The 26351-nt window shown below is 40.4% G+C and carries 23 protein-coding genes; 15 read left to right on the plus strand and 8 right to left on the minus strand.

What is annotated here, in order from left to right; translation table 11 throughout:
• Positions 1 to 46: 46 nt before the first annotated feature.
• Both B1F84_RS02220 and B1F84_RS02225 read right to left on the minus strand, forming a co-directional pair.
• Complete coding sequence (locus B1F84_RS02220; protein ID WP_054202364.1) at positions 47 to 1399, minus strand: Do family serine endopeptidase; 1353 nt, start codon at positions 1397 to 1399, stop codon at positions 47 to 49.
• Between the two features lie 122 nt (positions 1400 to 1521).
• A complete protein-coding gene (locus B1F84_RS02225) occupies positions 1522 to 1956 on the minus strand; it encodes a YhcB family protein (RefSeq protein WP_054202363.1) in 435 nt (144 codons plus the stop codon).
• Positions 1957 to 2077: 121 nt separating this feature from the next.
• Here B1F84_RS02225 and zapE point away from each other — a divergent pair, with 121 nt between their 5' ends.
• The gene (zapE, locus tag B1F84_RS02230) at positions 2078 to 3166 is read left to right on the plus strand and encodes a cell division protein ZapE (protein ID WP_131690445.1); all 1089 of its coding nucleotides are present in this window, start codon (positions 2078 to 2080) and stop codon (positions 3164 to 3166) included.
• Between the two features lie 503 nt (positions 3167 to 3669).
• Here zapE and gorA read toward each other — a convergent pair.
• The gene (gene gorA, locus B1F84_RS02240) at positions 3670 to 5031 is read right to left on the minus strand and encodes a glutathione-disulfide reductase (protein WP_131690446.1); all 1362 of its coding nucleotides are present in this window, start codon (positions 5029 to 5031) and stop codon (positions 3670 to 3672) included.
• A gap of 230 nt (positions 5032 to 5261) precedes the next feature.
• Here gorA and prlC point away from each other — a divergent pair, with 230 nt between their 5' ends.
• The 3 genes from prlC to B1F84_RS02255 all read left to right on the plus strand — a co-directional run bounded on the left by prlC (position 5262) and on the right by B1F84_RS02255 (position 9475).
• Positions 5262 to 7313, plus strand: a complete 2052-nt coding sequence (prlC, locus tag B1F84_RS02245; protein WP_131690447.1) for an oligopeptidase A — start codon at positions 5262 to 5264, stop codon at positions 7311 to 7313.
• A 162-nt stretch (positions 7314 to 7475) separates the two neighbouring features.
• On the plus strand, positions 7476 to 8654 hold the full coding sequence (locus tag B1F84_RS02250) for a response regulator (RefSeq protein ID WP_131690448.1): 1179 nt from the start codon (positions 7476 to 7478) through the stop codon (positions 8652 to 8654).
• A 65-nt stretch (positions 8655 to 8719) separates the two neighbouring features.
• Positions 8720 to 9475 carry a class I SAM-dependent methyltransferase gene (locus B1F84_RS02255; protein WP_131690449.1) on the plus strand — a complete coding sequence of 252 codons (756 nt, stop codon included), beginning with the start codon at positions 8720 to 8722 and terminating at the stop codon, positions 9473 to 9475.
• Positions 9476 to 9490: 15 nt separating this feature from the next.
• Here B1F84_RS02255 and B1F84_RS18070 read toward each other — a convergent pair whose 3' ends face one another.
• Entirely contained in the window at positions 9491 to 9850 is a 360-nt protein-coding gene (locus tag B1F84_RS18070; protein WP_346427240.1) for a hypothetical protein, read from the minus strand.
• 66 nt (positions 9851 to 9916) lie between these two features.
• On the opposite strand from B1F84_RS18070, the gene trmJ reads away from it, so the two are divergent.
• From trmJ to B1F84_RS02315, 11 genes are all read left to right on the plus strand, one after another.
• A complete protein-coding gene (trmJ, locus tag B1F84_RS02265) occupies positions 9917 to 10642 on the plus strand; it encodes a tRNA (cytosine(32)/uridine(32)-2'-O)-methyltransferase TrmJ (RefSeq protein WP_131690450.1) in 726 nt (241 codons plus the stop codon).
• Positions 10643 to 10844: 202 nt separating this feature from the next.
• Positions 10845 to 11336, plus strand: a complete 492-nt coding sequence (gene iscR, locus B1F84_RS02270) for a Fe-S cluster assembly transcriptional regulator IscR (RefSeq protein ID WP_008113921.1) — start codon at positions 10845 to 10847, stop codon at positions 11334 to 11336.
• A 24-nt stretch (positions 11337 to 11360) separates the two neighbouring features.
• Complete coding sequence (locus B1F84_RS02275; RefSeq protein ID WP_008113922.1) at positions 11361 to 12578, plus strand: IscS subfamily cysteine desulfurase; 1218 nt, start codon at positions 11361 to 11363, stop codon at positions 12576 to 12578.
• 40 nt (positions 12579 to 12618) lie between these two features.
• Positions 12619 to 13002: a Fe-S cluster assembly scaffold IscU gene (iscU, locus tag B1F84_RS02280; protein ID WP_054202356.1), complete on the plus strand. Its 384-nt coding sequence runs from the start codon at positions 12619 to 12621 to the stop codon at positions 13000 to 13002.
• Between the two features lie 9 nt (positions 13003 to 13011).
• Complete coding sequence (gene iscA, locus B1F84_RS02285) at positions 13012 to 13335, plus strand: iron-sulfur cluster assembly protein IscA (protein ID WP_008113924.1); 324 nt, start codon at positions 13012 to 13014, stop codon at positions 13333 to 13335.
• An 86-nt stretch (positions 13336 to 13421) separates the two neighbouring features.
• Positions 13422 to 13949, plus strand: coding sequence for a co-chaperone HscB (hscB, locus tag B1F84_RS02290; protein ID WP_131690451.1), 528 nt, complete (start codon positions 13422 to 13424; stop codon positions 13947 to 13949).
• A 72-nt stretch (positions 13950 to 14021) separates the two neighbouring features.
• Positions 14022 to 15884, plus strand: coding sequence for a Fe-S protein assembly chaperone HscA (gene hscA / locus B1F84_RS02295; RefSeq protein WP_131690452.1), 1863 nt, complete (start codon positions 14022 to 14024; stop codon positions 15882 to 15884).
• Between the two features lie 11 nt (positions 15885 to 15895).
• The gene (fdx, locus tag B1F84_RS02300) at positions 15896 to 16234 is read left to right on the plus strand and encodes an ISC system 2Fe-2S type ferredoxin (RefSeq protein ID WP_008113929.1); all 339 of its coding nucleotides are present in this window, start codon (positions 15896 to 15898) and stop codon (positions 16232 to 16234) included.
• A 549-nt stretch (positions 16235 to 16783) separates the two neighbouring features.
• A complete protein-coding gene (locus B1F84_RS02305) occupies positions 16784 to 18211 on the plus strand; it encodes an NAD-dependent succinate-semialdehyde dehydrogenase (RefSeq protein ID WP_131690453.1) in 1428 nt (475 codons plus the stop codon).
• Positions 18212 to 18682: 471 nt separating this feature from the next.
• A complete protein-coding gene (locus tag B1F84_RS02310) occupies positions 18683 to 20224 on the plus strand; it encodes a PAS domain-containing methyl-accepting chemotaxis protein (RefSeq protein WP_131690454.1) in 1542 nt (513 codons plus the stop codon).
• 4 nt (positions 20225 to 20228) lie between these two features.
• Complete coding sequence (locus B1F84_RS02315) at positions 20229 to 22778, plus strand: GGDEF domain-containing phosphodiesterase (RefSeq protein WP_131690455.1); 2550 nt, start codon at positions 20229 to 20231, stop codon at positions 22776 to 22778.
• 329 nt (positions 22779 to 23107) lie between these two features.
• Here B1F84_RS02315 and B1F84_RS02320 read toward each other — a convergent pair whose 3' ends face one another.
• Genes B1F84_RS02320 through B1F84_RS02335 form a run of 4 tightly spaced genes read right to left on the minus strand, consistent with a single transcriptional unit; the run spans position 23108 to position 26254 of the window.
• A complete protein-coding gene (locus B1F84_RS02320; RefSeq protein WP_240702020.1) occupies positions 23108 to 24229 on the minus strand; it encodes an ATP-binding protein in 1122 nt (373 codons plus the stop codon).
• A gap of 51 nt (positions 24230 to 24280) precedes the next feature.
• A complete protein-coding gene (locus B1F84_RS02325) occupies positions 24281 to 24973 on the minus strand; it encodes a response regulator transcription factor (protein WP_058550624.1) in 693 nt (230 codons plus the stop codon).
• Complete coding sequence (locus B1F84_RS02330; protein WP_131690457.1) at positions 24970 to 25386, minus strand: DUF3019 domain-containing protein; 417 nt, start codon at positions 25384 to 25386, stop codon at positions 24970 to 24972. The genes B1F84_RS02325 and B1F84_RS02330 overlap by 4 nt, the downstream gene beginning before the upstream one ends.
• Positions 25376 to 26254 (minus strand): MipA/OmpV family protein, encoded by an 879-nt coding sequence (locus B1F84_RS02335; protein WP_131690458.1) that lies wholly within the window; start codon positions 26252 to 26254, stop codon positions 25376 to 25378. Before B1F84_RS02335 ends, B1F84_RS02330 begins: the two co-directional genes overlap by 11 nt.
• Between the last annotated feature and the right edge of the window lie 97 nt (positions 26255 to 26351).

The following is a 26351-nucleotide window of genomic DNA, read 5'->3' on the forward strand; positions in this document are numbered from 1 at the left end:
AAAAAAAATAACAGCGGCAAGTGCCGCTGTTACTTTTATTGTATTATTACTGAATTAATACAAAGATAGACTCGCGTCCGCGTTTAACACCTAACACAATATTACCTTGAATATCGTCGATAATTTGGTTCATATCGCGAATGCTTTCTACCCGTTGACGGTTTACTTGCACAATAACATCGCCTTCTTCAAGGCCAACTCGTGCTGATGGTGAACGAGGATCGACAGAGGTTACCTCAATCCCTTTCATTTTGTTTTTCTTTACGTTTTCAAGTGTTGCACCTTGGAATGCTGGGTGTAACTCTTCACCTGCAGCGGTAATTCCTGATGCGCCATCTAGGGTAACTTCAACGTTTTTAACTTTACCGTCACGGTAAATTCCTAGCTGCACTTCACGGCCTTCACCTAAGGTGGCTATTTTGCTTCGCAGTTCATGGAAGCCACTAATTTCACTGCCATTAATGCTAATAATCACATCGCCTGCTTTAATACCGGCTTTGCTGGCAGCTGTATCATCGAGTACCTGCATAACGTAAGCACCTTGTTTAACATCAAGCTGCTGTGCTTTGGCAAGGCCTGCATCAAGAGGGCGGCCTGAAATACCTAGCGAGCCACGGCGTACTTCACCATGTTCTACAATTTGATCAACAAGGTTTTTCATCATATTTGATGGAATAGCAAAACCAATCCCCACATTACCACCCGATGCACCTAAAATAGCGGTATTAATACCAATTAACTCACCGTTTAAATTAACTAAAGCGCCACCTGAGTTGCCTTGGTTAATCGCGGCATCGGTTTGAATGAAATCTTCGTAACCTTCAATATTTAAACCACTACGGCCTAGTGCGCTAACAATACCTGAGGTAACTGTGTGGCTTAAACCAAAAGGGTTACCAATAGCTACAGCAAAATCACCGACACGTAAGTCATCTGAGTTAGCAAGTTTTACCGCGGTTAATTCATCTGCGTCTATTTGTAGTAGCGCAATATCAGACTCTTTATCGCTGCCAATTTTTGTTGCATCATATTCGCGACCATCTTCGAGGGTAACTACCATTTTTTCGGCGTCTTGTACTACATGGTTGTTGGTAACCACATAGCCTTTGTCGGCATCAATAATAACTCCAGAGCCTAAACCACTAAACTGTCGCTTTTGGCTACGTGGCTGCGGGTTACCAAAAAAGAAATCGAGTGGGTCACCGCGTCGACGCACTTCTTTAGAGCCTGAAACCTGAATACTCACTACACCCGGGGTGATTTGCTCAAGCATAGGGGCAAGTGTTGGTAATTGTTGACCATTAACGGCAACCGGCAACTTAGCAAACGAGGCGGTTGGACTTAATAATAAGCTAGTAGATAAAATAGCAGCACTGATAAGTGATAATTTCATTTTCATAGTCAGGGTTTACTCCACTTAAAAAGCAAAAGGCTGCAATAAGCAGCCTCAAAAAAGTATATCAGTAAGATAAAACAACAAAGCTGTTATATCTAAAGACTATGGGGTCAAAAAAAAGTTCATCAAGATGCTTTAGAAGTATTCACATCACCTGCAAATAATCCTGATTTACCCGACACATAATCAGCTGGTTGAGCATCGGCGTTTGAGCGGTCAGAACTACGTTCTTTTAATGACGCTTGTAATTGCTCTGTGGTTTCTTTAGAGAAAAACGGCTCAGCAGGGGCTTTATTTCTGTCTTCAAGTAACAGTTGATTGGTTTCTTCAACATGACTTAATAACTGATCGTAGTTTTCTTTCATTTTGTTTACTAACTTACCAGTATTCGCTAAATGATCAGCAACATCTTGACGATACTGCTCAAGCGAATGCTTAGCTTGCTCTGCTTGTTGCTCTAACTCATCTTGCTTAAACTGTTTTTTAGTGACAAAGGCACCAACGAAAAATGCAGCAATAGCAACTACTACCACTAATCCTACCCATGTAAATGTACCCATAAATTCACCTCTATGCGAAAATAACTAAAAAATTAAAATGCTACTAAGTCTAATATACCCTGAGTATTGATGCGTGTTAATATGCTTTACAAATTAAACTGTGTTTTAACTGTAAATAGATATGACTCCTTGGCAAACATACCAGCAAGACCTTCAACGCGATGACTTTGTACATGACGCAGCACAAGAAAATGCAGTTCGTCATTTACAGCGTTTATACGACGATTTAACACAAGCCAAACCACAATCTAAAGGTTTTTTTGCAAAGCTTTTTAATAAAGCAGAGCCAGCTCCTATTAAAGGTTTATACTTTTGGGGTGGCGTAGGCCGTGGTAAAACTTACCTTGTTGATACGTTTTACGAAGCGCTACCGAGTGATAGAAAAATGCGAGTGCATTTTCACCGCTTTATGCACCGAGTACACGATGAACTTAAAAAGTTAAATAACACTGCCAACCCTTTAGAAACAGTAGCAGATATTTTTAAAGCAGAGACAGACATTATCTGTTTTGATGAATTTTTTGTTCAAGACATTACCGATGCCATGTTGCTCGGTGGTTTAATGGAAGCATTATTCGCTCGCGGTATTGTACTGGTTGCCACGTCAAATATTATACCTGACGACTTATATCGCAATGGTTTACAGCGTGCCCGTTTTTTACCAGCTATTGCCTTAGTGAATAAGCATACTGAAATAGTTAATGTAGATTCAGGCGTTGATTACCGATTACGTACTCTTGAGCAAGCAGAAATTTTTCATAGCCCGCTTGATGAACAAGCCGATAAAAACCTATTCGAATATTTTGACAAGCTCTCGCCAGAAGTCGGTAAACTAGATACCCCAATAGAAATAGAAGGGCGGATGATCAACACTCGCAAAGTATCTGACTGCATCGTTATGTTTGAATTTAGCGAACTGTGTGAAACTGCCCGTAGCCAAGTTGATTACATGGAAATAAGCCGGTTATATAACACGGTGATTTTATCTAATGTAAAACAGCTAGGGCAAAATAATGATGACGCAGCAAGGCGCTTTATTGCGTTAGTAGATGAATTTTATGAGCGTAATGTAACGTTAATTATCTCTGCAGAAAAACCCATTACCGAGCTGTATACACAAGGCAATTTAAACTTTGAATTTAAACGCTGTATTAGTCGTCTGCAAGAAATGCAATCGTTAGAGTATTTAGCCCGAGAGCATTTAGCTTAAAATACGAAGGTTAGAGTTAACGGGCTACGAGTTGAAATTACGTAGCAGCGGGTTTACCCCGCGTAAATTTGGTCTTTTCTCGAACCCGGAGGCTTTATCCTGCGCAAGATTTTCTTCTCTGTGTAGCGTGCAGCGCCTCGGTGCACTCTGTGGTGCAAAAAATTAAAACATCATTTACCACAGAGGTCACAGAGTCCACAGAGGAAGAGATTAAAGGCAAAGGTTTTAGGCAGAGATTAAGCCAAGCACAGTGTTTGGCTTAAACGGCGGGGCTTTACGCCGCGCACATGTAGCAGCGGATTTATTCCGCGTCTTTTTTAAAGGTCAAAGCGAAAGGTAAAGAGCGACGGGCAACGGGTCTCTAGCAAAACATCTAACTTCTAAATAAAAAAACCTTGCGATGTTAACCGCAAGGTTTTTTTATTTCTCGAACCTCGAACCTCGAACCTCGAACCTCGAACCTCGAACCTCGAACCTCGAACCTCGAACCTCGAACCTCGAACTTACCTCATGGTAACAAACTCTTCAGACCCGGTTGGGTGTAGTGCAACCACGGCGTCAAAATCGGCTTTAGTGGCGCCCATTTTCATGGCGACTGCAAAACCCTGAATCATTTCATCAACGGTAAAACCAATACCGTGTAAGCCCACAACTTTTTCATCATCGCCTACACACACAAGCATCATGTTACATGCTTGGCGGTGCTGAGTAACTGCGGTGTACATAGCTGCAAAGCTCGATTTATATACTTTTACATTTTCGCCGCCGTACTGAGAAATAGCTTCTTGCTCAGTTAAGCCAATTGTGCCGATAGGTGGATGGCTAAATACTACGGTTGGTACTAGGCTGTAGTCCATTTTTAAATCGTTCGGCAATTCTTTATTAAATAAACGCTCCGATAGAGTACGACCCGCTTTAACAGCAACCGGTGTAAGCTCAATACCATTTTCGATAATATCACCCACAGCGTATACATTTTCAGCTGTGGTGTTTTGGTATTCATCTACTTTTACATAACCGCTTTCGTTTACTTCTACGCCTGCTGCAGCAAGGTTAATTTTATCGGTTGTTGGCGTGCGGCCTATAGCCCAAATAACCTGATCAACATTTTCGCTGTAACCATTCTCGAAATGAATCGTTAAGCTGCCATCAGCCTCTTTTACCACTTCTTTTGGTGAACACTCAGTGTGCAGTGTTGGGCCTTCTTTTGCCATAATATCAACCAGTGTGTCGATAATGTATGGGTCAAAGGTACGCAGTGGCTTGCTCTTACGAACAAATAAGTGAGTTTGTGTACCTAAGCTGTGCAGCACACCGGCAATTTCTACGGCAATATAACCGGCACCAACAACAGCAACGCGTTTAGGTTGTTCGTTCAGCTCAAAAAAGCCGTTTGAATCAATACCGTGTTCAGCACCTGGAATATTAGGGATAGTAGGGCGGCCACCAACGGCAACTAAAATGTGATCGGCAGTATAGTGCTCGCCATCTACTTCAACGGTCTTACTATCAACAAATTTTGCAAAACCTTTAATCACGGTAACGCCATTTTTAGCTAAACCGTTATCATAGCCTTTATGAATACGACCAATATAAGCTTCACGACTTTCTACTAGTTTTGACCAGTCAAAGCCTTTTACTTCTACATCAAAACCGTAATCAGGAGCATAAAGATTAATTGCTTCAGCAACTTGAGCACCGTGCCACATTACTTTTTTAGGAACACACCCTACGTTTACGCAGGTGCCACCCATGTGTTTTGCTTCAATAAGTGCTACTTTTGCGCCACGCATTGCTGCACGGTTAGCTGATGCAATACCACCACTACCGCCACCAATTGCAATGTAATCAAAATGCTGAGCCATGTTTAATCCTCTAAATGTGTTTAACAATGTTTTACCGATAATATCATATGCGATGAACAAGTCACTTGTTCAGGTTTGCTAAAATCTCTACCATCAAACGAAAATCAAGCTAGTTAAGATCAAGGTATTAGTAGTCGAGCGTATATTAAGCTAAGAGCTGAACACTTCCCCTTGTATTTACGTATTTTGCCCCAACTTCATTTTTATATTTGCATAAACTGAGAATGACTATGAGCAATGCACAAACAAATCCCCTTATTGGGCTTGAAGGACTTCCTCCTTTTTCAAAAATAAAGCCTGAGCATGTAGTACCGGCATTAAAAAAAGGTATCGAGCACTGTCGCAGTGCGATTGAAAGCGTATTAGCAAAGCAATCTTTCACCTGGAATGATTTAGTACTACCGCTTGAAGAAGCCGACGATAAACTATCGCGATTATTTTCACCGGTATCACATTTAAACTCAGTAATGAACAACGATGAACTTCGCGAAGCTTACGAGCAGTGTTTACCGCTTATTTCTGAATATTCTACTTTTGTTGGCCAACACCAAGGTTTATATGAGGCTTACAGCGCGCTTTATAATAGCGATGAATTTAAAACTCTCACCACCGCCCAGCAAAAAACCATTACTAATGCGTTGCGAGATTTTAAGCTATCAGGTATTGCGTTAAATCCTGAGCAACAAAAACGCTATGGCGAAATCAGTGCGCGTTTATCAGAGCTTGCCTCAAAATTTGGTAATAATGTGATGGATGCAACACTTGCATGGCATAAGCATATTACCGATGAAAGCCAATTGGCTGGTTTACCAGAATCAGCACTGGCATTAGCGGCCGATACAGCAAAAAGTAAAGAGCTAGAAGGCTGGGTATTTACTCTCGATTTTCCATCTTACTTACCTATAATGACTTACGCAGACGACCGTGAGCTACGCAAAGAAACATACACCGCGTTTTCTACTCGTGCATCCGATCAAGGCCCTAATGCAGGTGAGTTCGATAACTCGGCGATAATGAGTGAAGAGCTGGCACTGCGTCATGAGTTAGCACAATTACTTGGCTTTAATAATTACGCCGAAAAATCGTTAGCGACAAAAATGGCAGAATCACCTGCACAGGTATTTTCATTTTTAGAAGATTTAGCCGCTAAATCTAAGCCACAAGCAGAGCAAGAGCTTAAAGAGTTGCAACAATATGCAGAGCAACAGTACGGTATTAGTGAACTACAGGCATGGGACTTTGGTTATTACAGCGAAAAGCTAAAGCAAGAAAAGTACGCGATTTCAGATGAAGTATTACGCCCATACTTCCCTGCCGATAAAGTGCTCAGTGGTTTGTTTGAAACCGTTAACCGTTTGTTTGGTATTACTGTTAAAGAGCAAAAAGACATTGATACTTACCATAAAGATGTGCGCTTTTTTGAAATTTACGATAGCAACAATATTTTACGTGGTCGTTTCTACTTAGATTTGTACGCCCGCGACCACAAGCGTGGTGGTGCGTGGATGGATGACTGTATGGGTCGTAAAGTGCGTGCTAATGGTGAACTTCAAACACCAGTTGCTTACTTAGTGTGTAACTTTAATAAAGCGATTGGCGATAAGCCTGCTTTGTTTACCCATAATGAAGTAACCACACTGTTCCATGAGTTTGGTCACGGCATTCACCACATGTTAACTCAAGTAGATGCAGCGCCTGTTGCTGGTATTAATGGTGTGGCATGGGATGCCGTTGAATTGCCAAGTCAGTTTTTAGAAAACTGGTGTTACGAGGAAGAAGCCCTAAGCTTTATTTCAGGCCACTTCGAAACCGGTGAGCCATTACCAAAAGAGCTACTAGATAAACTATTGGCCGCTAAAAATTACAACTCAGGTATGCAAATGCTAAGACAACTTGAGTTCTCGTTATTCGATTTTAAAATTCACCATGACTACGTGGCAGACAAACCATGTAACATTCAAGCTGTACTTGATGATGTACGCAGTCGTACCTCAGTCATTAAGCCGCCAGCGTTTAACCGTTTTCAGCATGGCTTTAGTCATATTTTTGCGGGCGGTTATAGCGCGGGGTATTACTCGTATAAATGGGCTGAAGTACTTTCGGCAGACGCCTACTCTAAATTTGAAGAAGAGGGGATTTTTAATCCACAAACGGGTCAAGCGTTTATGCAGCATATTCTTGAAAAAGGCGGCAGCGAAGAGCCAATGGCATTGTTTAAAAACTTCCGTGGTCGTGAGCCAAGTGTAGATGCACTACTGCGCCACAGCGGAATCGCCGCTTAGGGTCTGTTGACCTTTGCGGATTAAAATATAATTAAAAAAGCGCCCCAGAGGCGCTTTTTTATTGCCTAAAACACAGTGCTGTTAAAGAATATTTTGAATAAATTTTAGTAGTTTTAACATCGCGTACTATGCTTTGAACAAAGTACTAAAAGGGACTAACGCATGGCAAAGTTAATACTGGCAATTGATGACGATAAATTAATGCACCATATTATTGAAGAATCTTTAGCTGGGTTTTGCAAAGTGATCCATGCCAAAAATGGTGAAGATGGCATAAGACAAGCGATAAAATATAACCCCGATATTATTTTGCTTGATGTTGAAATGCCAGGCATGTCTGGTTATGAGGTTTGCCAAACTATTAAACAAAATAAAGCCACAACAGATATTCCGGTAATGTTTTTATCATCCAGAGTGGGGCAAGCTGAACGTATTAAAGGGTTTAGTGTTGGCGGGGCTGACTACATTTTGAAGCCTTTTAACGCACAGGAGTTGATGGCACGGATTAAAATTCTTTACCAGTATCGCAAGCAGTGTGCAACACTGCAGTATGATATAGCAAAGGCCAATAAAACAGCTGAAATGGCGATGATTGAAACCGGTGACATGGGGCGCATTATGCGTTTTGTTTGTCAAAGCTATCATGCAGATAATTTAGAATTATTAAGTGAATACTTTTTAGGTTTTTTTACTCCATTACACCTCAATGTCGTGGTTGTTTTTTGGCAGAATAACCAGGGAATGTTTTATAGCCAAGAAACAGGTGTATGCCCATTAGAGCAAGAGCTACTCATACAGCATAAAAATGCAGAACGCTTTGTTGATATTGGTCATAGTACTATTATAAATTACCCTAATATTTCACTATTAATTAAAAATATGCCTGTAGATACGCCATCACTTTATGGCCGCTATAAAGATTTATTTCCGCATATTTTAGAAGTAACTAACGAAAAAGTAGTGACTATACAGCAGCACCAATATCGACTAATGCGCGATAATGAGCTAACCCTTGCTTTTCAAGATATTGTTGCCCAGCTTAAAAATCAAAACGCCATGCAAACGAGTGCAATTAGCCAGCTTACAGAGCAGCTTGAGCAACTCCAATCGCTAATACAAACACTCAACGAGATACCAGCTTCGCAATTTAATCAGCAAATAACTCAGCTTAGTCATACATCACAGCAGCTGGTTGCAACCACTAATGATTTAGCCTTTATTAAGCACCAACTAAAAACAACCACTCAACAGCGTGATGACTTAATTACTCAAACACAACTAAGTAAACAACAAACGCAGCCAGAACCTGAGAGCGAAAATAACGATATTGAGTTGTTTTAAACTAGAGATCGTATATTGGCTTTGTTTGGGTATAATAACGGTGAAATTTATCATCGGAGTGTGAAGTGGTTATACAGTGTGCGTTTAAAGAGTGTCGACCTTATTTAAATGAGTTAGAAGCACGCTTTAGGCTTGCTCAATGGGCAGAGCAAAGCAGTGGTTTTAGCTTGCATTACGATGATAAAGGACTAAGCCTGTATAAAACTGACGAGCCAAAATTAGGTGCTATTAACGTAGACTTTGTAACTGGTGCCGTTGCACATAGGCGTAAATTTGGTGGTGGTAAAGGGCAATCAATTGCCAAAGCGGTTGGCCTTAATAAGGGCGCAACGCCAGTGGTACTCGATGCCACAGCAGGCCTTGGACGCGACGGTTTTGTGTTAGCCTCGCTAGGCTGTAAAGTAATTCTACATGAGCGCCATCCCGTGGTTGCTGCACTGTTATATGATGGCTTACAACGTGCTTATAACGATAGTGAAATTGGCCCATGGATGCAGCAAAATATGAGCCTTATCTTTGGCTCAAGCCATACCTTACTTGCCCAATGTGACAGCATGCCCGATGTGGTTTACCTTGATCCTATGTTTCCGCACCGTGAAAAATCAGCACTGGTTAAAAAAGAAATGCGGGTATTCCAAGAGTTAGTGGGTGGCGATACCGACGCCGATGATTTACTCGATTTTGCTTACCCCCTTGCCAGTAAGCGTGTAGTAGTGAAACGCCCCGATTACGCACCATTTTTAAATGATAAAACTCCAAGCATGCAAATCAAAACCAAGAAGAACCGCTTTGATGTATATGTAAAAGCCGCGATGGTTTAGGTTAAAGAACAGTTTTTAGTCTTCAGCTGTCAGTTGCCAGCAAAAGATTAAGCCAAGTACGGTGTTTGGGTTAAACGTAGGCGGAGCTTTACGCCGCGCAGGTAGTTTGACATGTTGTGAAAGTGCGCGAGGTAAACTCTCGCCTATAATATAAAAACTGGGCTTGCATAAGGCTCGGTGTTTAATTTTACTACCTGACCGCTGACCGCTGACCGCTGACCGCTGACCGCTGACCGCTGACCGCTGACCGCTGACCGCTGACCGCTGACCGCTGACCGCTGACCGCTGACCGCTGACCGCTGACCGCTGACCGCTGACCGCTGACCGCTGACCGCTGACCGCGAACTGATCTTTTAGATCTCGACTATTGAATATAGGATCTCAGCGCGTTTTCATGCTAGAATTTGCGCAATTTTTTTGTACTCGATAAGTAGCACTGTAATGATCTTAGATGATATCCGCATCGTTTTAGTTAATACCTCACATTCTGGTAATATTGGTTCTGCGGCACGCGCCATGAAAACCATGGGATTATCAAAGTTATACCTTGTAGATCCTGCCTGTGAAATAGATAGCCATGCCAGCGCACTGGCTGCAGGTGCTACTGATGTTCTCGGAAATGCGGTTATTGTTGATACGGTTGCCGATGCCATTGCTGATTGTGCATTAACTATTGGTACTAGCGCTCGCTCGCGTACATTGTCGTGGCCTATGGTTGAGCCGCGTGAATGTGGTGAAAAGCTTGTTGGCGAAGCTGTAAATGGCCCTGTAGCACTTGTATTTGGTCGTGAAAACAGTGGCTTAACAAACGAAGAATTACAACTGTGTAATTACCATGTGTGTATTCCTGCTAACCCAGAATACAGCTCGCTAAATTTAGCCATGGCAGTACAAACCTTATGTTATGAAACGCGTATGGCATTTCTAAATCAACAGCCTAAAGCGGAACAAGAAGAAGACGAAACCCTATATCCATCGTCTAAACAAACAGAGCTGTTTTACGAACATCTTGAAGATACCTTGTTTAAAACAGGCTTCATCATTAAGCAGCACCCAGGCATGGTAATGACTAAGCTACGTCGCTTGTTTAATCGTGCTCGCCCTGAAGATGCTGAAATGAACATATTGCGAGGTATTCTTACCTCAATTAATAAGTCTATAAAATAGCAATTAGTTATAAATAGCGCCCTTTATTACTCCACTAATACTTGACTAAATTACTCAGGTAATTACAATAGACCCAATACTTGACCAAAACAGTCGGGTATTACAAGTTTATCGGTGGCCGTTTGAGGCTAGCCAATCAGGATAATACTTGACTAATCTACTCTGGTAATTAAAATTTGCACTCTTTTGTGCGGGGGGCGTTATGAAGTTAACATCAAAAGGCAGATATGCCGTTACAGCCATGCTGGATGTTGCACTACATGCAAATATAGGCCCTGTAGCGCTTGCAGATATTTCGCAGCGCCAAGAAATTTCTTTGTCTTATCTTGAGCAGTTATTTGCCCGTTTACGTAAGAATGGGCTAGTGAGTTCTGTTCGAGGTCCTGGTGGGGGCTATTTACTAGGACGTGAGGCCGATGTGATTTCAGTTGGCGATGTTATCAATGCGGTAGATGAATCTGTTGACGCTACTCGGTGTCAGCGAAGCAATACTGGTTGTCAAAGTGGTATGCGTTGTTTAACCCATACATTATGGTCAGACTTAAGCGCACGAATTGAAGAATTTTTAAATAATATTACCTTAGCTGAACTGGTTGAAAAGTCGGACGTTAAAGCGGTCGCTCTTCGCCAAGAAAACAGCGTTAATGATGCAATTAAGCAGTTGGAAAATATTCAAGTAAGCTGTCAACTTTAAGGTTGACCTGCAGCGGAGAGAGAAATGAAGTTACCGATTTATTTAGATTACGCAGCAACTACGCCCGTTGACGAACGAGTTGCCAAAGAAATGATGCAGTGCCTGACTATGGACGGTAATTTTGGTAATCCAGCATCGCGTTCACACCGTTTTGGTTGGCAAGCTGAAGAAGTCGTTGACCAAGCACGCACTGACATTGCTGATTTAATTAATGCAGACCCACGTGAAATCGTATTCACATCGGGTGCAACAGAATCAAATAACCTTGCTATTAAAGGTGCGGCTCAGTTTTACAAGAAAAAAGGTAAGCATGTTATTACCGCTAAAACTGAACACAAAGCAGTTATCGACACATGTCGTGAGCTTGAGCGTCAAGGGTTTGAAGTAACTTATATGGACGTTGAAGAAAACGGCCTACTTGATCTGCAAAAATTAGCAGATACGATGCGTGACGACACTGTGCTTGTAAGCATTATGCATGTAAATAACGAGCTAGGTGTAATCCAAGACATCAACACTATTGGTGAAATGTGTCGCGAACGTAAAATTATGTTCCACGTAGATGCAGCACAAAGCGCAGGTAAAGTTTTAATCGATGTGCAACAAACCAAAGTAGATTTCATGTCATTCTCGGCGCACAAAGTATACGGCCCTAAAGGCGTAGGTGCTTTGTATGTTCGCCGTAAACCACGTGCACGTTTAGAAGCACAAATGCACGGTGGCGGCCATGAGCGTGGTATGCGTTCTGGTACATTAGCAACCCATCAGTTAGTAGGTATGGGCGCAGCATTTAGAATTGCAAAACAAGATTTTGAAAAAGATCACGCACACATCAGTGCGTTACGTAAACGCCTAATCGACGGCATTTTAACAGATATGGACGAAGTGTACTTTAACGGCACACAAGACCAATCAGTACCTGGTATTGTTAATATCAGCTTTAACTTTGTTGAAGGTGAGTCGTTACTAATGGCCGTTAAAGATATTGCGGTATCGTCAGGTTCAGCCTGTACATCTGCAAGTTTAGAACCTTCTTACGTATTACGTGCATTAGGCCGCAACGACGAATTAGCACATAGTTCAATTCGTTTTAGTATTGGCCGTTTTACCACAGAAGAAGAGATTGATTACACCGTTGAGCTAATGAAAAACTCGATTGGCCGTTTACGTGAAATGTCTCCTCTTTGGGAAATGCACCAAGAAGGTGTTGATTTAGATTCAGTTGAATGGGCACACCACTAATTAGTGGAGCCCATACCTAGCAGGTAGTGAGGATAGAATTATGGCTTACAGTGATAAAGTAATCGACCACGTAGAAAACCCACGTAACGTAGGTGCTCTAGATAAAAACGATCCGTCAGTGGCAACGGGTATGGTAGGCGCACCAGCATGTGGTGACGTAATGAAACTGCAAATTAAAGTGTCTGCAGAAGGCGTGATTGAAGATGCAAAATTCAAAACGTACGGCTGTGGTAGTGCAATTGCTTCATCTTCACTGGTAACAGAGTGGGTTAAAGGCAAAACACTAGACGAAGCGTCTACTATCAAAAATACCGATATCAGCGCAGAGCTAGAATTACCACCAGTGAAAATTCACTGTTCAATTTTAGCAGAAGATGCAATTCAAGCAGCAATTGCAGATTACAAAAGCAAACATACAAACTAAGAGATATTCATGGCAGTGACATTGACAGATGCGGCAGCAAACCGCGTACAATCATTTTTAGCAAACCGTGGTAAAGGCATTGGCCTGCGAGTTGGCATTAAAACGACGGGCTGTTCAGGTCTTGCTTATGTATTAGAGTTTGTTGATGAGCTAAACGATGACGATGAAACATTTGCGGCTAAAGGCGTTACCTTAATTGTTGACGCTAAAAGCTTAGTTTATATCGACGGCACTGAGCTCGACTACACTAAAGAAGGCTTAAATGAAGGGTTTAAATTTAATAACCCTAATCAAGCTGATGAGTGTGGTTGTGGTGAAAGCTTTACCGTTTAAGCTCAAACTTGTTTTGAATACCTAAGCTACTTGGGTATAACTAAGCCCTGCCAATTAATGTAGGGCTTTGTCATTTGTGAGAAGTTATGCGTTATTTTGAGTTATTTGCAATTCCCGTTGACTACAATATTGATTTAGCAACGATCAACAAGCACTACTTAGAACTTCAACGTGCTGTTCATCCTGATCGCCATGCTAATGCCAGCAGCCGTGATAAATTAATGGCCGTGCAAAGTACTGCCGAAATTAATGATGCACTGCAAACACTCAAGCACCCCGTTAAACGTGCAGAATATATGCTGAGTGAGCTGGGCGTTGATATTCGCGCTGAGCAGCAAACATTGCAAGATCCCATGTTTTTAATGCAGCAAATGGAGCTTCGCGAAGAACTTGAAGAGTTAGCGACCACAAGCGATCCTGATTCTGCTATTGCTCATTTTGAAAAACAAATAAAGCAGCTTGATCAGCAATATAGTGCGCAATTGGCAGAGCAGTTAGCAAGTAACGATGAGCAGCAATATCAACAAGCAGCAGACAGCATTCGTAAGCTAAAGTTTGTCTATAAGTTACGCGACGAACTAGAACGCATAGAAGACAGTTTATTTGATCAGTAATACCAATAGCATTTAATAATTGGTTAATAATTCACTTGCTGCAAAGCGAGCAACACGAGTTTAAAGAGCATTATGGCATTATTGCAAATTGCTGAGCCGGGGCAGAGCGCGGCACCACATGAACATAAATTAGCAATTGGAATTGACTTAGGTACCACAAATTCATTGGTTGCGACCGTACAAAGCGGTGAAGCACGCACAATTACTGATGAATCAGGCGAAGCAATGTTGCCGTCTGTAGTGCGTTACCAAGCTGGTGGTATAACCGTGGGTGCAGACGCAATGCAAGCAGCTACACTCGATCCGGTTAATACACTCATTTCAGTTAAGCGCTTTTTAGGTAAAACCCAAGCCGAAATAGAACAAAGCTATGGCCAACTACCTTATCAATTTTGCGATGATAACGGTGCACTGGCTATAGTAACTGAAGCCGGGAAAATCAGCCCAGTAAAAGCATCAAGTCATATTTTAGGTGCCTTAAAAGCACGTGCAGAACAAAGCTTTGGTAATCAAGATATTTTAGGCGCGGTTATCACCGTACCGGCCTATTTCGATGATGCACAGCGCCAAAGCACTAAAGATGCGGCTGAACTTGCCGGCATTAATGTACTGCGTTTATTAAACGAGCCAACCGCGGCTGCCGTTGCTTATGGTTTAGATTCAGGCCAAGAAGGCATAATTGCTGTTTATGACTTAGGTGGCGGAACATTTGATATTTCTATACTGCGCTTAAATAAAGGCGTGTTTGAAGTATTGGCCACTGGTGGCGATTCAAGCCTAGGCGGCGACGACTTTGACTCATTATTAGTTGACTACCTCAAACAAGAAACTGGCGTGACGGGCTTATCTCCTTCGGTATTACGTTTATTTATAAATAAAGCCAAAGCCTGTAAAGAAGCACTCAGCCAATACGAAAAAGTAAATGTTGGCCTTGAGTTTGACGATGAAAAATACATGGTTGAAGTAACGCGAGAGAAGTTTAACGAGCTGGCTATGCCACTGGTTAAAAAAACGCTCCGCTCATGTCGTCGTGCAGTAAAAGATGCCGGTATTGAAAACCAAGAAGTATTACAAGTGGTGATGGTTGGCGGTTCAACCCGCATGCCGTTGGTACGTACTCAAGTTGGCGAGTTTTTTGATAAACAACCACTCACTTCAATTGACCCTGATCGTGTTGTTGCTCTGGGTGCCGCATTACAAGCAGACGTATTAATTGGTAACAAGCCAGATTCAGACATGTTACTGCTGGATGTGTTACCGTTGTCGCTAGGCCTTGAGACTATGGGTGGCTTGGTTGAAAAAATCATTCCACGCAATACCACTATTCCAGTTGCACGTGCGCAAGAATTTACTACGTTTAAAGATGGTCAAACGGCCATGTCGTTGCATGTATTACAAGGCGAACGTGAACTGGTTGACGATTGTCGATCGCTGGCAAAATTCAGCTTAAAAGGCATTCCTCCTATGGCGGCGGGGGCGGCGCATATTCGCGTTACCTTTAAAGTAGACGCTGATGGTTTACTAAGCGTATCGGCTATGGAAAAATCAACTGGCGTTCAAGCAGAAATACAAGTAAAACCGTCGTTTGGTTTGTCTGACGACCAAGTTGCTAATATGCTTAAAGAGTCGATGAGTAACGCTAAAGGCGACATGCAAGCGCGTATGCTTAAAGAGCAACAAGTTGAAGCGCTTCGTGTAATAGAAGCAATGGAAGCCTCTTTAGCAGCTGATGGCGATTTACTTGAGCCTGAGCAACTAGCGGCGCTAAAAGTGGAAATAAACGAACTTGCAAAAGTACGCGAGAGTGCACAAGAGCCAAGCGAAATTAAAGCAGCCATTGAAAAAATGGACAATGCGAGTAGTGATTTTGCCGCGCGTAGAATGGATGCATCAATTAAAAAAGCCTTAACAGGCCAGTCAGTAGACAATATATAAGAGAGATTAGAATGCCACAAATTGTTTTTCTTCCCCATCCGGAGTTGTGTCCTGACGGTGCTGCAATAGAAGCGCCCGCTGGCGAAACGGTACTTGATATCGCGCTTAAAAATGGCATTAGCATTCCTCATGCCTGTGAAAAATCATGTGCATGTACAACCTGTCACTTAGTGATCCGTGAAGGTTTTGACTCATTAGATGAAAGTGACGATCTAGAAGACGACATGCTAGATAAAGCCTGGGGTTTAGAACCAGAGTCACGTTTAGGTTGCCAAGCAATTATTAGAGATGAAGACTTAGTGGTTGAAATACCTAAGTACAATCTCAATATCGTTAATGAAGAACACTAGTTTTTAATTAACGACTATTATATTAAAAGCCGCTGTTTAATACCGCGGCTTTTTTGTTTGTATTAAGTAGCAGCGGGTTTATCCCGCGTCTTTTTAAAGGTTAAAGGTTACGAGCGGCGGGCTGCGAGACGCGGGTAAGCCAAAAGCTCTATAAGTGCGTTAGGTAAACTCCCGACTAAAAGGTGGCGAACATTGTTTTGTAGGCGAGGCTTTTCGCCGCGCAAGTTTTTCTTCTCTGTGTAGCGCGCAGCGCCTCGGTGCACTCTGTGGTGCAAAAAATTAAAACACTATTTACCACAGAGGCCACAGAGAATGAGATTAAAGACAAAGGTTTTAGGTTAAAGGTTAAAGGCAAAAGGTTACGAGCGACGGGCTGCGAGGCGCGGGTAAATTAAAATAGCCTGTAGGCAGGGCTTTACGCCGCGCACATGTAGCAGCGGATTTATTCCGCGTCTCGAAACCCGAAGCCCGAAACCCGAAACCCGAAACCCGAAGCTCGAAGCTCGAAGCCCGAAACCCGAAACCCGAAACTTATTCCGGAGGTATATTTTGAGTGATCTTATTTTTTCAGACTCGTTTATAAACGGTGAATTTTATAAAACTAGCACACGCTTTAGTGTTAATGATCCCGCCACCGAACAAAGTATTGTTGAAGTAAGCGATATTGACGAGCAAGGTGTAAATACTGCTATTAATGCGGCAAAAGATGCATTTGTAAAATTAAAAGCCACCAATGCAACCGAGCGAAGTGACACTTTGATGCGCTGGTATGAGTTGGTGATAAAACATAAACAAACGTTAGCTACACTTATGACCAAAGAGCAGGGAAAACCGCTTAAAGAATCTCTCGGTGAAATAGATTATGGCGCCGGCTTTATTAAGTGGTTTGCTGAGCAAGCTAAACGTAGCTATGGGGATGTGATCCCTGCAACCGACAATCAGCATCGCTTAACCAGTTATAAACAACCTATTGGCGTGGTTGCCGGTATAACACCATGGAACTTTCCTGTGGCTATGGTAACGCGAAAAGTAGCCCCTGCTTATGCTGCTGGCTGTAGTTTCATTTTAAAACCTTCTGAACATACACCACTATGTGCTATTGCTTTAGCGTATTTAGCTGATCAGGCTGGCTTTGTAAAAGGTGCATTTAATGTATTGGTATCACAAAACGCTAAAGACGTTGGTAAAATGTTGACTGACTCAGAGGTGGTACGTAAGTTTACCTTTACTGGCTCTACAGGTGTAGGTAAGCAGTTACTATCACAGTGTGCACAGACAATTAAAAAAACATCAATGGAATTAGGTGGCAATGCGCCGTTCATTATTTTTGATAATGCCGATATTGATGACGCTATTGATGGCCTAATGGCAGCTAAATTTAGAAACAGTGGCCAAGCGTGTGTAGCGGCAAACCGTATATTCATCCAGCGCAGTATATTAAATGAAGTGCTTGAAAAAATTACACCCAAAGTCGCTGCGCTCAACGTTGCAAACGGTTTTGATGAAAATGCCGACATAGGCCCGCTTATTTATCCCAAAGCAAAAGAGAAAGTGCAACAACTGATTAAAGATGCTCTCGATAAAGGCGCTACGCTAATTGGAGATAACAGTAATTTAGGTGGCAGCTTTCAAAACCCATTAATAGTTACTAATGTCACTACACAAATGGATATTTATCACGAAGAAGTGTTTGGCCCTGTATTAACGGTGATCCCATTTGATGAAGAAAGCGAAGTCCTTGCACTTGCTAATGATGTCCCTTATGGATTAGCTGCGTATTTTTATAGCCAAAACATTAAACAAATCTATCGTATAAGCGAAGGGTTAGAGTTTGGCATGATAGGTGTAAATGAGGGGGTTATATCAAACCCTGTAGCACCGTTCGGTGGGGTAAAACAATCAGGTCTTGGAAGAGAGGGGGGTCACCAAGGTTTAGATGAATACCTAGAAGAAAAATACGTATGTATTAGAGTTTAACTCTATAAACTGTTCCGATGAGTTAACCGTTTAGCGTTTTAAGTTGCTTGAAACGGGTGTAAATGCTACCTTTCAAAAAAATGTTTAAGTAAACAAAAAGTAAAAAATTTCTATAAGTAGAAATACCCCCGTGTGTAAATGCCACCAATTGGTGGCATTTTTTTATTCTTATTTTTGGCTGATTTTTTGGCGTCCTTTATCTTTAAAGTCTAAACTATCCTTAGCTCAGTCATATTTTGCTAAAATCTTATTTTAAAACCGAGCTTTTCGTAATTATAATTCTTTATTGTATATGTGTTTTTTTGTAACTGTATATTTTTAAATGTATATTTTTAGTATGTAAATGAGTAAAGTGAAGTTTCAGTAGTTTCAAAACCATTAACATATAGTAAGAATGTATAATTGTGTTTTGTACATTTATAAATTAACATCTCGAAAATTCACCCATTAAAAAATAATGAAGCACCCACTATGAGTAGAAGAAATCAAGCAACGGTAGACCAGGAAGTTTCGTTTGGCATTGACGAAGAGTTAGTTTCTACAACAGATTTACGAGGGGTTATCACCTATGCAAATGATAGCTTTTGTAAAGTTTCAGGGTATACCATTAATGAGTTAAAAGGGAAAAACCATAACATGGTTCGCCACCCAGACATGCCTCCTGCGGCATTTGGTGATATGTGGTCTAATTTAAAAGGCGATACCGCATGGCGAGGAGCGGTAAAAAATAGATGTAAAGACGGGCGTTATTATTGGGTTGATGCATTTGTTACCCCTATTTATGAAAACGGTAAAAAAGTAGGTTATCAATCAGTTCGTCAACAACTCCTTCCAGAATATAAACACCGCGCAGAAAAGCTTTACCAACGTTTAAACAACGGTCAATCAATTACGCCTTTAAGTGAAAAATTAGCCGCATTTAAATTGCCTCTATTTATTGGGTGTGCTGCTTTAATTGCTTGGTTAACAAGTTACATGTTCTGGTTATGCTTGCTGTTTGTTCCTCTGCCTTTTGTTATTTTTTATGAAGAGTTAATTCGTTCGCCAAGCAAAATCAAAAAAAACAAAGCAGGCCCAGATAGCGTATCTCGCCATATTTATTCTGGTAGCGATAGCCTCAGCTATAGTGATTTTCAGATTAAATTACTTGAGGGTAAAGTAACGACCATTGTTGGGCGTATTATTGATGGCACTTTAAGCCTTAGCAAAGGAGCTGATTCGCTTAAAGTTTGTGCTGAAGCTGCGCAGGCTGGCGTTGAAAAAGAAGCGTCTGAATTACATCAGGTATCGTCTGCGGTCGAAGAAATGGTGCATTCAATTGATGAGGTCGCTAAAAATACCTTAGTAACCAACCAACGTGTTCAACAAGCTCATCAAGACTGCGAAAATGCAACGCAAGCTATGTCAGGCACCATGCGTGAAGTATCGTTACTCGCAACAGAAGTTGATAACTCAGCAAGTTCAGCGAGCGAGCTAGCAACAGAGGCTGAAAAAATTGGTGGTATAATGCAAGAGATACAAGGGATTGCCGACCAAACAAATTTACTTGCACTTAATGCGGCTATAGAAGCTGCGCGTGCCGGTGAGCACGGTAGAGGGTTCTCAGTTGTTGCTGACGAAGTACGTGCGCTTTCAAGCAGAACACATACCGCTACAGAGCAAATCCAAATATCTATATCTGAAATGCAATCTACGCTTTTAAATTGGTCAAAAACCATGGAAGCGGGTAAAAATGCGGCAGAGAGTTGTGTGAAAGAAACCCGTAATACCCAAGATATCGTCTCCAAAGTATACGCTGCAATTACTGATATTTCTGATTTAGCAACGCAAATATCAACCGCTGCAGAAGAACAAAGTATGGTATCGCAAGAAATTAGCCGTAATATTTCAAATATTAGCAGCGCATCGTCAGAAAACCTAGCGCAAGCGCATTGTGTAGGTGCTGAGTCTGATGCAATCGAAAAGCACTCTAAAGCATTAGCGTCTCTAGGTCTTTCTTTTAAAGTAGGTTAATAACGTGAGCAAGGATAGCAAACATTCCGATATAGGCGCAGCCTATAATGCACCGTATTCTCAATGCGCAAACCTAAGTGCGCAATTGAGTGCCTTGCAGCAAGAAATAAAAGCCGATTACTTATTTATTGCCTCTGTTGATGAAGATAAATTAGCCACTACGCAGTTAGTTTTATGCAATGCCGAGGTGGCTGAAAACTTTTCTTACAGCCTTGAAGGTTCGCCCTGTGAGCCACTTTTAACCCAAAGTGTATGTTTTGTTACCCATGATTTACAGCAAAGTTACCCTGAAAATAGGCTGTTGCAGGCAATCAATGCCAATACCTATATTGGGGCTGCTATTTTAAATGATGATGGCTTACTAACAGGTGTATTAGTGGGCCTGTATTTTAATGCGCATCAAAATTTAGAATCTTATAAATCAACCCTGTTAAGTTTTGCTAACTATACTAGTGTTTATTTACAAAAATGTTTCTTTGAAAATAAATCAAGTTCGCAAAAGCTGCTGACTGATGCAGTTGAAAGTATGGCAAAAGTGGGGAGTTGGCAATATACAGTTTTAACTGATGAATTATATTTTTCGCCTGAGGTTTATAAAATATATGCACTTGCTGCTAATACTAAAATAAATACGACTCAAGCCATCGCTCACTATGCGGGTGAAAAAGAACAAGCGCGTATAAACCAGTTGTTTAAGCGACTACAAACACTAGGGCTTCCTTATTGTGAGGACTTTGAGTTTGTAGATGCAAAAGGGCGAAAAAAATGGGTGCGTACTAGCGGGCAACCTGTTTTTGATATTAATAATGACTTAACTGCCGTTCAAGGTGCTTTTGAGGATGTTACCTTAGAGTACGAATTAAAAGCTAAAGTTGAAGATAAAAATAACCGCCTTGAAGCCATTTTAGATAATCTCAACGACGCTGTTATTACCATTAATCAAAAAGGCGTTATTGTTCATTGTAATAAAACAGCACTGACTATGTTTGGTTACGATGACAATGAAATGCTGGGTTTATCAATCAATAACTTAATGCCAGAACCCTATGCCTCAAAACATCACTCTTATATGCGAAATTATGAGCAAACAGGGGAAGCTAAAATTATTGGTGTTGGTCGGCAACTACCTGCTCGTAAATGCGACGGTACTATTTTTCAAATAGAGTTGTCGCTTACTAAAGCGGTAAATGACTCATCCATTGAATATATTGGCGTAGTAAGAGATATAAGCGAAAAACTGAAAGCACAAGATACTATTTATAATTTAGCTTATTCAGATCCCATCACCGGTTTAAAAAATAAACGCTGGTTTGAACGTGAATGTAGAAGTTTACTGCAAAGTGCCAGTTTAAATAGCAGTTATATTTATGCTGCGTTGCTAGATATGGATAAATTATCTCAGTTTAATTTTAAGTATGGGATTGAAGCAGGAAATGAAGCACTTATTTTAACGGCAAAAAAACTATCTAAAGCCGTTGAAGGAGAGTACAAACTGTATAAAAGTGGTGTTGATTCTTTTTTAATAATAAGCACTTACCCCAATCGCAACTTATGTGATTTAGAGCTACAACAACCGATAATTGACTCTAAAATATTAGCCTTGACTAACTTTTCCCATAAGATCAATGATCTTGAAGTGGTACTAAGCGCCTCGTTGGGCAGTACAATTATTAATGCGAGTAGAGACTCCTATAGCTCTATGTTTGATAAGTTGGAATACGCACTAAAACAAGCCAAAAAGTTGTCTCCTTTTGGTTATTACTTTGCAGATTTAGATGCATTAAAACGTTACGAACGTACCAATATGATTCGCTATTTACTAATAAATGTTGATAAAAGTGATGAATTAACACTGGTACTACAGCCACAATTTATTAATGAAAATACCTTTAATTCAGCCGAAGCATTATTACGTTGGGATTCTGAGGAATTAGGCGTAATAAGCCCTGGGGAATTTATACCCCTAGCAGAAGAGAGTGAAGCCATTATTAAAATTGGCGATTGGGTGGTTGATCAAGTATGTAAGTTGCTGCATGAAGTCAGCCGAGCAGGAAAAAGCACCTGTATTGCCATTAACATTAGCGCTAAACAAATTGTAGCCCCCGATTTTACAGAGAAATTGCTCACTAGTGTTCATAAGTGGCAAGTGTCACCACGTAACTTAGTGATAGAGCTGACCGAAACGACTTTAGTGTCAGACATCGAACTAGTAAAAGAGACTATGCTTGAACTTAATAAAAAGGGCTTTAGGTTTTCAATTGATGACTTTGGAACGGGTTATTCAAGCCTGAGTTATTTGAAAGAGTTGCCAATTTCTGAGCTTAAAATAGATAAATACTTTGTCGATGGCATTATGGATACTGATGATTATTCAAGTAAAACTATTGTGAATATGATCATCGACATGGCCAGTGCTTTAGGTGTAAATAGCGTTGCTGAAGGCGTTGAAGAACCTGCGCAATTTAATTATTTAAAGCAGCGCGGTTGCAACTTATTTCAAGGCTACTTATTTTCAAAGCCACTCCCTGTAGAACAGTGGAAAGAACGCCTTTAATAATATGTAGCAGCGACTTTATGTCGCGTCTTTTTAGGTTACGTGCTCAAAGCTTACGAGCGACGGGCTGCGAGGTGCGGGTTAAGATTGATTGGTGTAGCAGCGACTTTATGCCGCGTCTCGAAACTCGAATCCCGAACCCCAAGCTTGCATATTTACAGTAGCAGCGGGTTTACCCCGCGTCTCGTAACCCAAAGCCCGCAACTCGAAGCTCGAAGCCCAAAGCTCGAAACCCGCAACTCGAAACCCGCATATTCATAGTAGCAGCGATTTTACATCGCGTCTTTTTAATGGCACGTTACGTTAAATAAACTCCGCTACATGGGTTATTAATTTTTCCAATACATTGAAAATTTAGCGCCTCCTAATGACGCTGAGCGTCCAGCATCAAGTTTTGACTCATGCCAAAGAGCAATTTGATTTACAATATACAAGCCCAAACCATAGCCATTACTATTTTTTTGCTCAAATTTATTTAAAGGTTCAAAGTCCTTAGCTAGCCCTGGGCCATCATCTTCAACTATTAACTGATGGCTTTGTTCGTTTGAGTAAAGAGTGAGCCTTATTTCTTTTTTTGCATAGCGAAGTGCATTAGCGATTAAATTTTGAAATACAATTTTTAATGCTTGCTTGTCACCAAAAAGATTTTCACTTTGGCATTGGTAAGAAATAATGCATTGTGTTGTACATAGTGTAAAACCATTAATTATGTCCTTAATAAAAGGCTCTGAGGCAAAGCTAGAAAACTGCTTATCTTGTAAATAGTCAATGCGCGAAAAAGTAAGGTAACTTGTTGCTATTAGTTCTATTTCATTTAGATCGCTTTCGATCAATGTTAGATAGGGCGACTCTCGTTGTTTATTTTCTAAGTTAATAGCAAAACGCATGCGTGCAATAGGTGTTCTAACCTCATGAGATATCGTTTGTGAAAGTGATTGGTGCATGTTTATAAACTGTATAACTTGCTTTGACATCTTATGCATTGTATTTGCTAATGGTGCTATTTTTGAGGTGCTTTTTAGCTTAACGGGTAATACTTGAGGTTTTTTACCAAAGCTTATAGCTTGATATTGTAATAGATGTAAGTCTCTGAACACAGGCCAAATTAATGTGAGTACAACTAAGATTAAGCCCAGATAAAAAGCGACGACCAGTAATGTAAGAGTACCTTGTTGTGATTTTTCAATATTAACAGGACCTATTTCAAATAGTATCCCAGCTGCATTGATTCTATAGTAATATATAGAAGCTTCATTATGACGTAACGCTATGGTTTGCCCTTTTTCTAATTGTTTTTTTAGATGAATAGGTATAGCTAAATCATTGATATTTATTGCTTGTATAGTGGCACTTCCTTCTTCAGAAGTGAGCAGTTGCTCAACTGTAATTAAATATTTACCGCTGTCAGGATGATGTCGAAGCACTAATTGAGAAAATATTAAATAAACCACAACCGACAAAGTAATCAACGATAATATTAGTTTGCTGAACGGCCAAAGCATCTATTGCTCGCTTAAAGAGAGTCTGTATCCCTCTCCATGAACAGTCACTATATCGACAGATTGTTTTGCATAAGTTTGTAATCGCTTGCGTAAGCGACTAACTTTTAAATCAATACTACGGTCTACGCCGTTATAAAATCGTCCCAGACATATTTCAAATAAGTACTCTCTAGATAAAGTTTTTCCACTATTAGTGGCAAATAACCAAAGTAACTCGAATTCTTTTGTTGTTAAGCAATATACTATATCGTCATAAATAATTTCATGGTTTGCTTGTTTTAGAGTCAACTTACCAACAGTGATTTTATCCGTTACTATGGGGTTGAACTTACGAAGGTTCGCTTTTATTTTTGCTAACAACAGCTCAGGTGAGATAGGTTTTGTTATGTAATCGCAAGCCCCTAGCTCAAGACCTCTTAGTTGATCGTTATTATCTATGCGTGCTGTTAAATATAACAAAGGACATGCGTAGCTGCGTGTTAATAGTTGCAATCCATGAAAACCAGACATACCTGGCAGCATTATATCGCAAATAATTAAATCCATAGGTATACCTGAACGCGGCTTTAAAGCTAACTCAATAGAGTTAAACACCTCAATATAAACGCCATTTTGACGTAAATAGGTGGCAATTAGTTCGGCTAATACTTTATCATCTTCGATAAGTACCAAGTTTATTTGATCATTTCTCATAAAATATTCCAACCAATACCACGGCGAAAACGTTTTGGGGGCTCATGATGAAGAACTTTAAACTCTTTCCTAGCGATGATATTTTGCTCGTTATCACGAAGTTGAAAATAAATATCTTTTTTAGTGTTGGTTTTAAACCTAAATTGAATGTACTGATTTGCAGCAAAGCATTGCAAAAGTGTATTTTTATTTAAATACAAACACGTTTTTGTGGGTAACTCTGCTGGATAGCTTATACTTACCAGCTGCTGGCAGTATGGTGATTGCTTTTCTGGCACACAAATACGTGGTTGTAATTGTAACTCTAGTTTTTGTGCAATACTTTGATTAGAAAGTGTTAACGCCATAAATAATAAAGAGTAATGACATGTACTTAACATATTTAAATTACGTTTATAAAAACTAAAAGTCATAACTAAAACCGAAGAAATAACCTAAATAATCTTTTTCCACTATAAGCTGACTACGCTGAATTGCTTTAGCTAGATAATTGTACTCTGCAATAGCAACGACACTCCAACGTGTATTTAATGGAACTTTTGTAATTAAGCGTATATGCCCGCTAATACGTTCATCATCTTTGTAAGTAGATTCAAAATATTGTCTGTCTTGCGGGGTCAAAGCATAATAATAATTAAGTAACTCATTACTTTTATAGGTAATGCCTATTTCATATGCAACAGCAAAATGCTCGAAGTTGAACGTATGGTTTAATTTAGCTTGAACTTCATGTCCGTTATGAACATTAGAAATATCTTGGTAAGCACCAATAGAGAAATTTGTAAACCTCATTGGAACAGCAATATAAATACCAGCTAAGTATGAAATTTTTCGAGTGATATTTGTGTAACGAGGAGAGGCATCCTCAAAACCAATATTATTAATGGGCGCATATCCGAATATATCGCTCATTAACACATGCTTTAGGCCATCAATTTTAAAGTGGAATGCATCTTCATTCAGCTTAGATTGAATATCAATTATTAGTTTTTCTGACTCGTATAAACTATAGCCTAGCGTGGTATTTTCGAGATAAAACTTATCACTATAATAGGCAATGCTTGGAAGTATGTAGGCGTGTGTACCATCTGATTTTATTCGAGGACTCTGTTGATAACCATAACCTACTGCAGCAGAGATATACCACTGATCAGTTTTGACTTTTTGTAACTCAGAAAGATCTGCTAATACTGAAAATGTAGATGCAGTAAAAAAAAGCATAAATATTTTTATTATTTGTTTCAATGGCAAACCTACACAAGAAAAACCTAATTTACTCACTCTATTCCTTTGCACTATTTATGTCGCGAACTAATGCCATAATGATACAAAATGCTACATTAACATGTTGGCTATTATTCGTTCACATATGATTTAA

Source organism: Pseudoalteromonas sp. DL-6, from assembly GCF_004328665.1.
GTDB lineage: Bacteria > Pseudomonadota > Gammaproteobacteria > Enterobacterales > Alteromonadaceae > Pseudoalteromonas.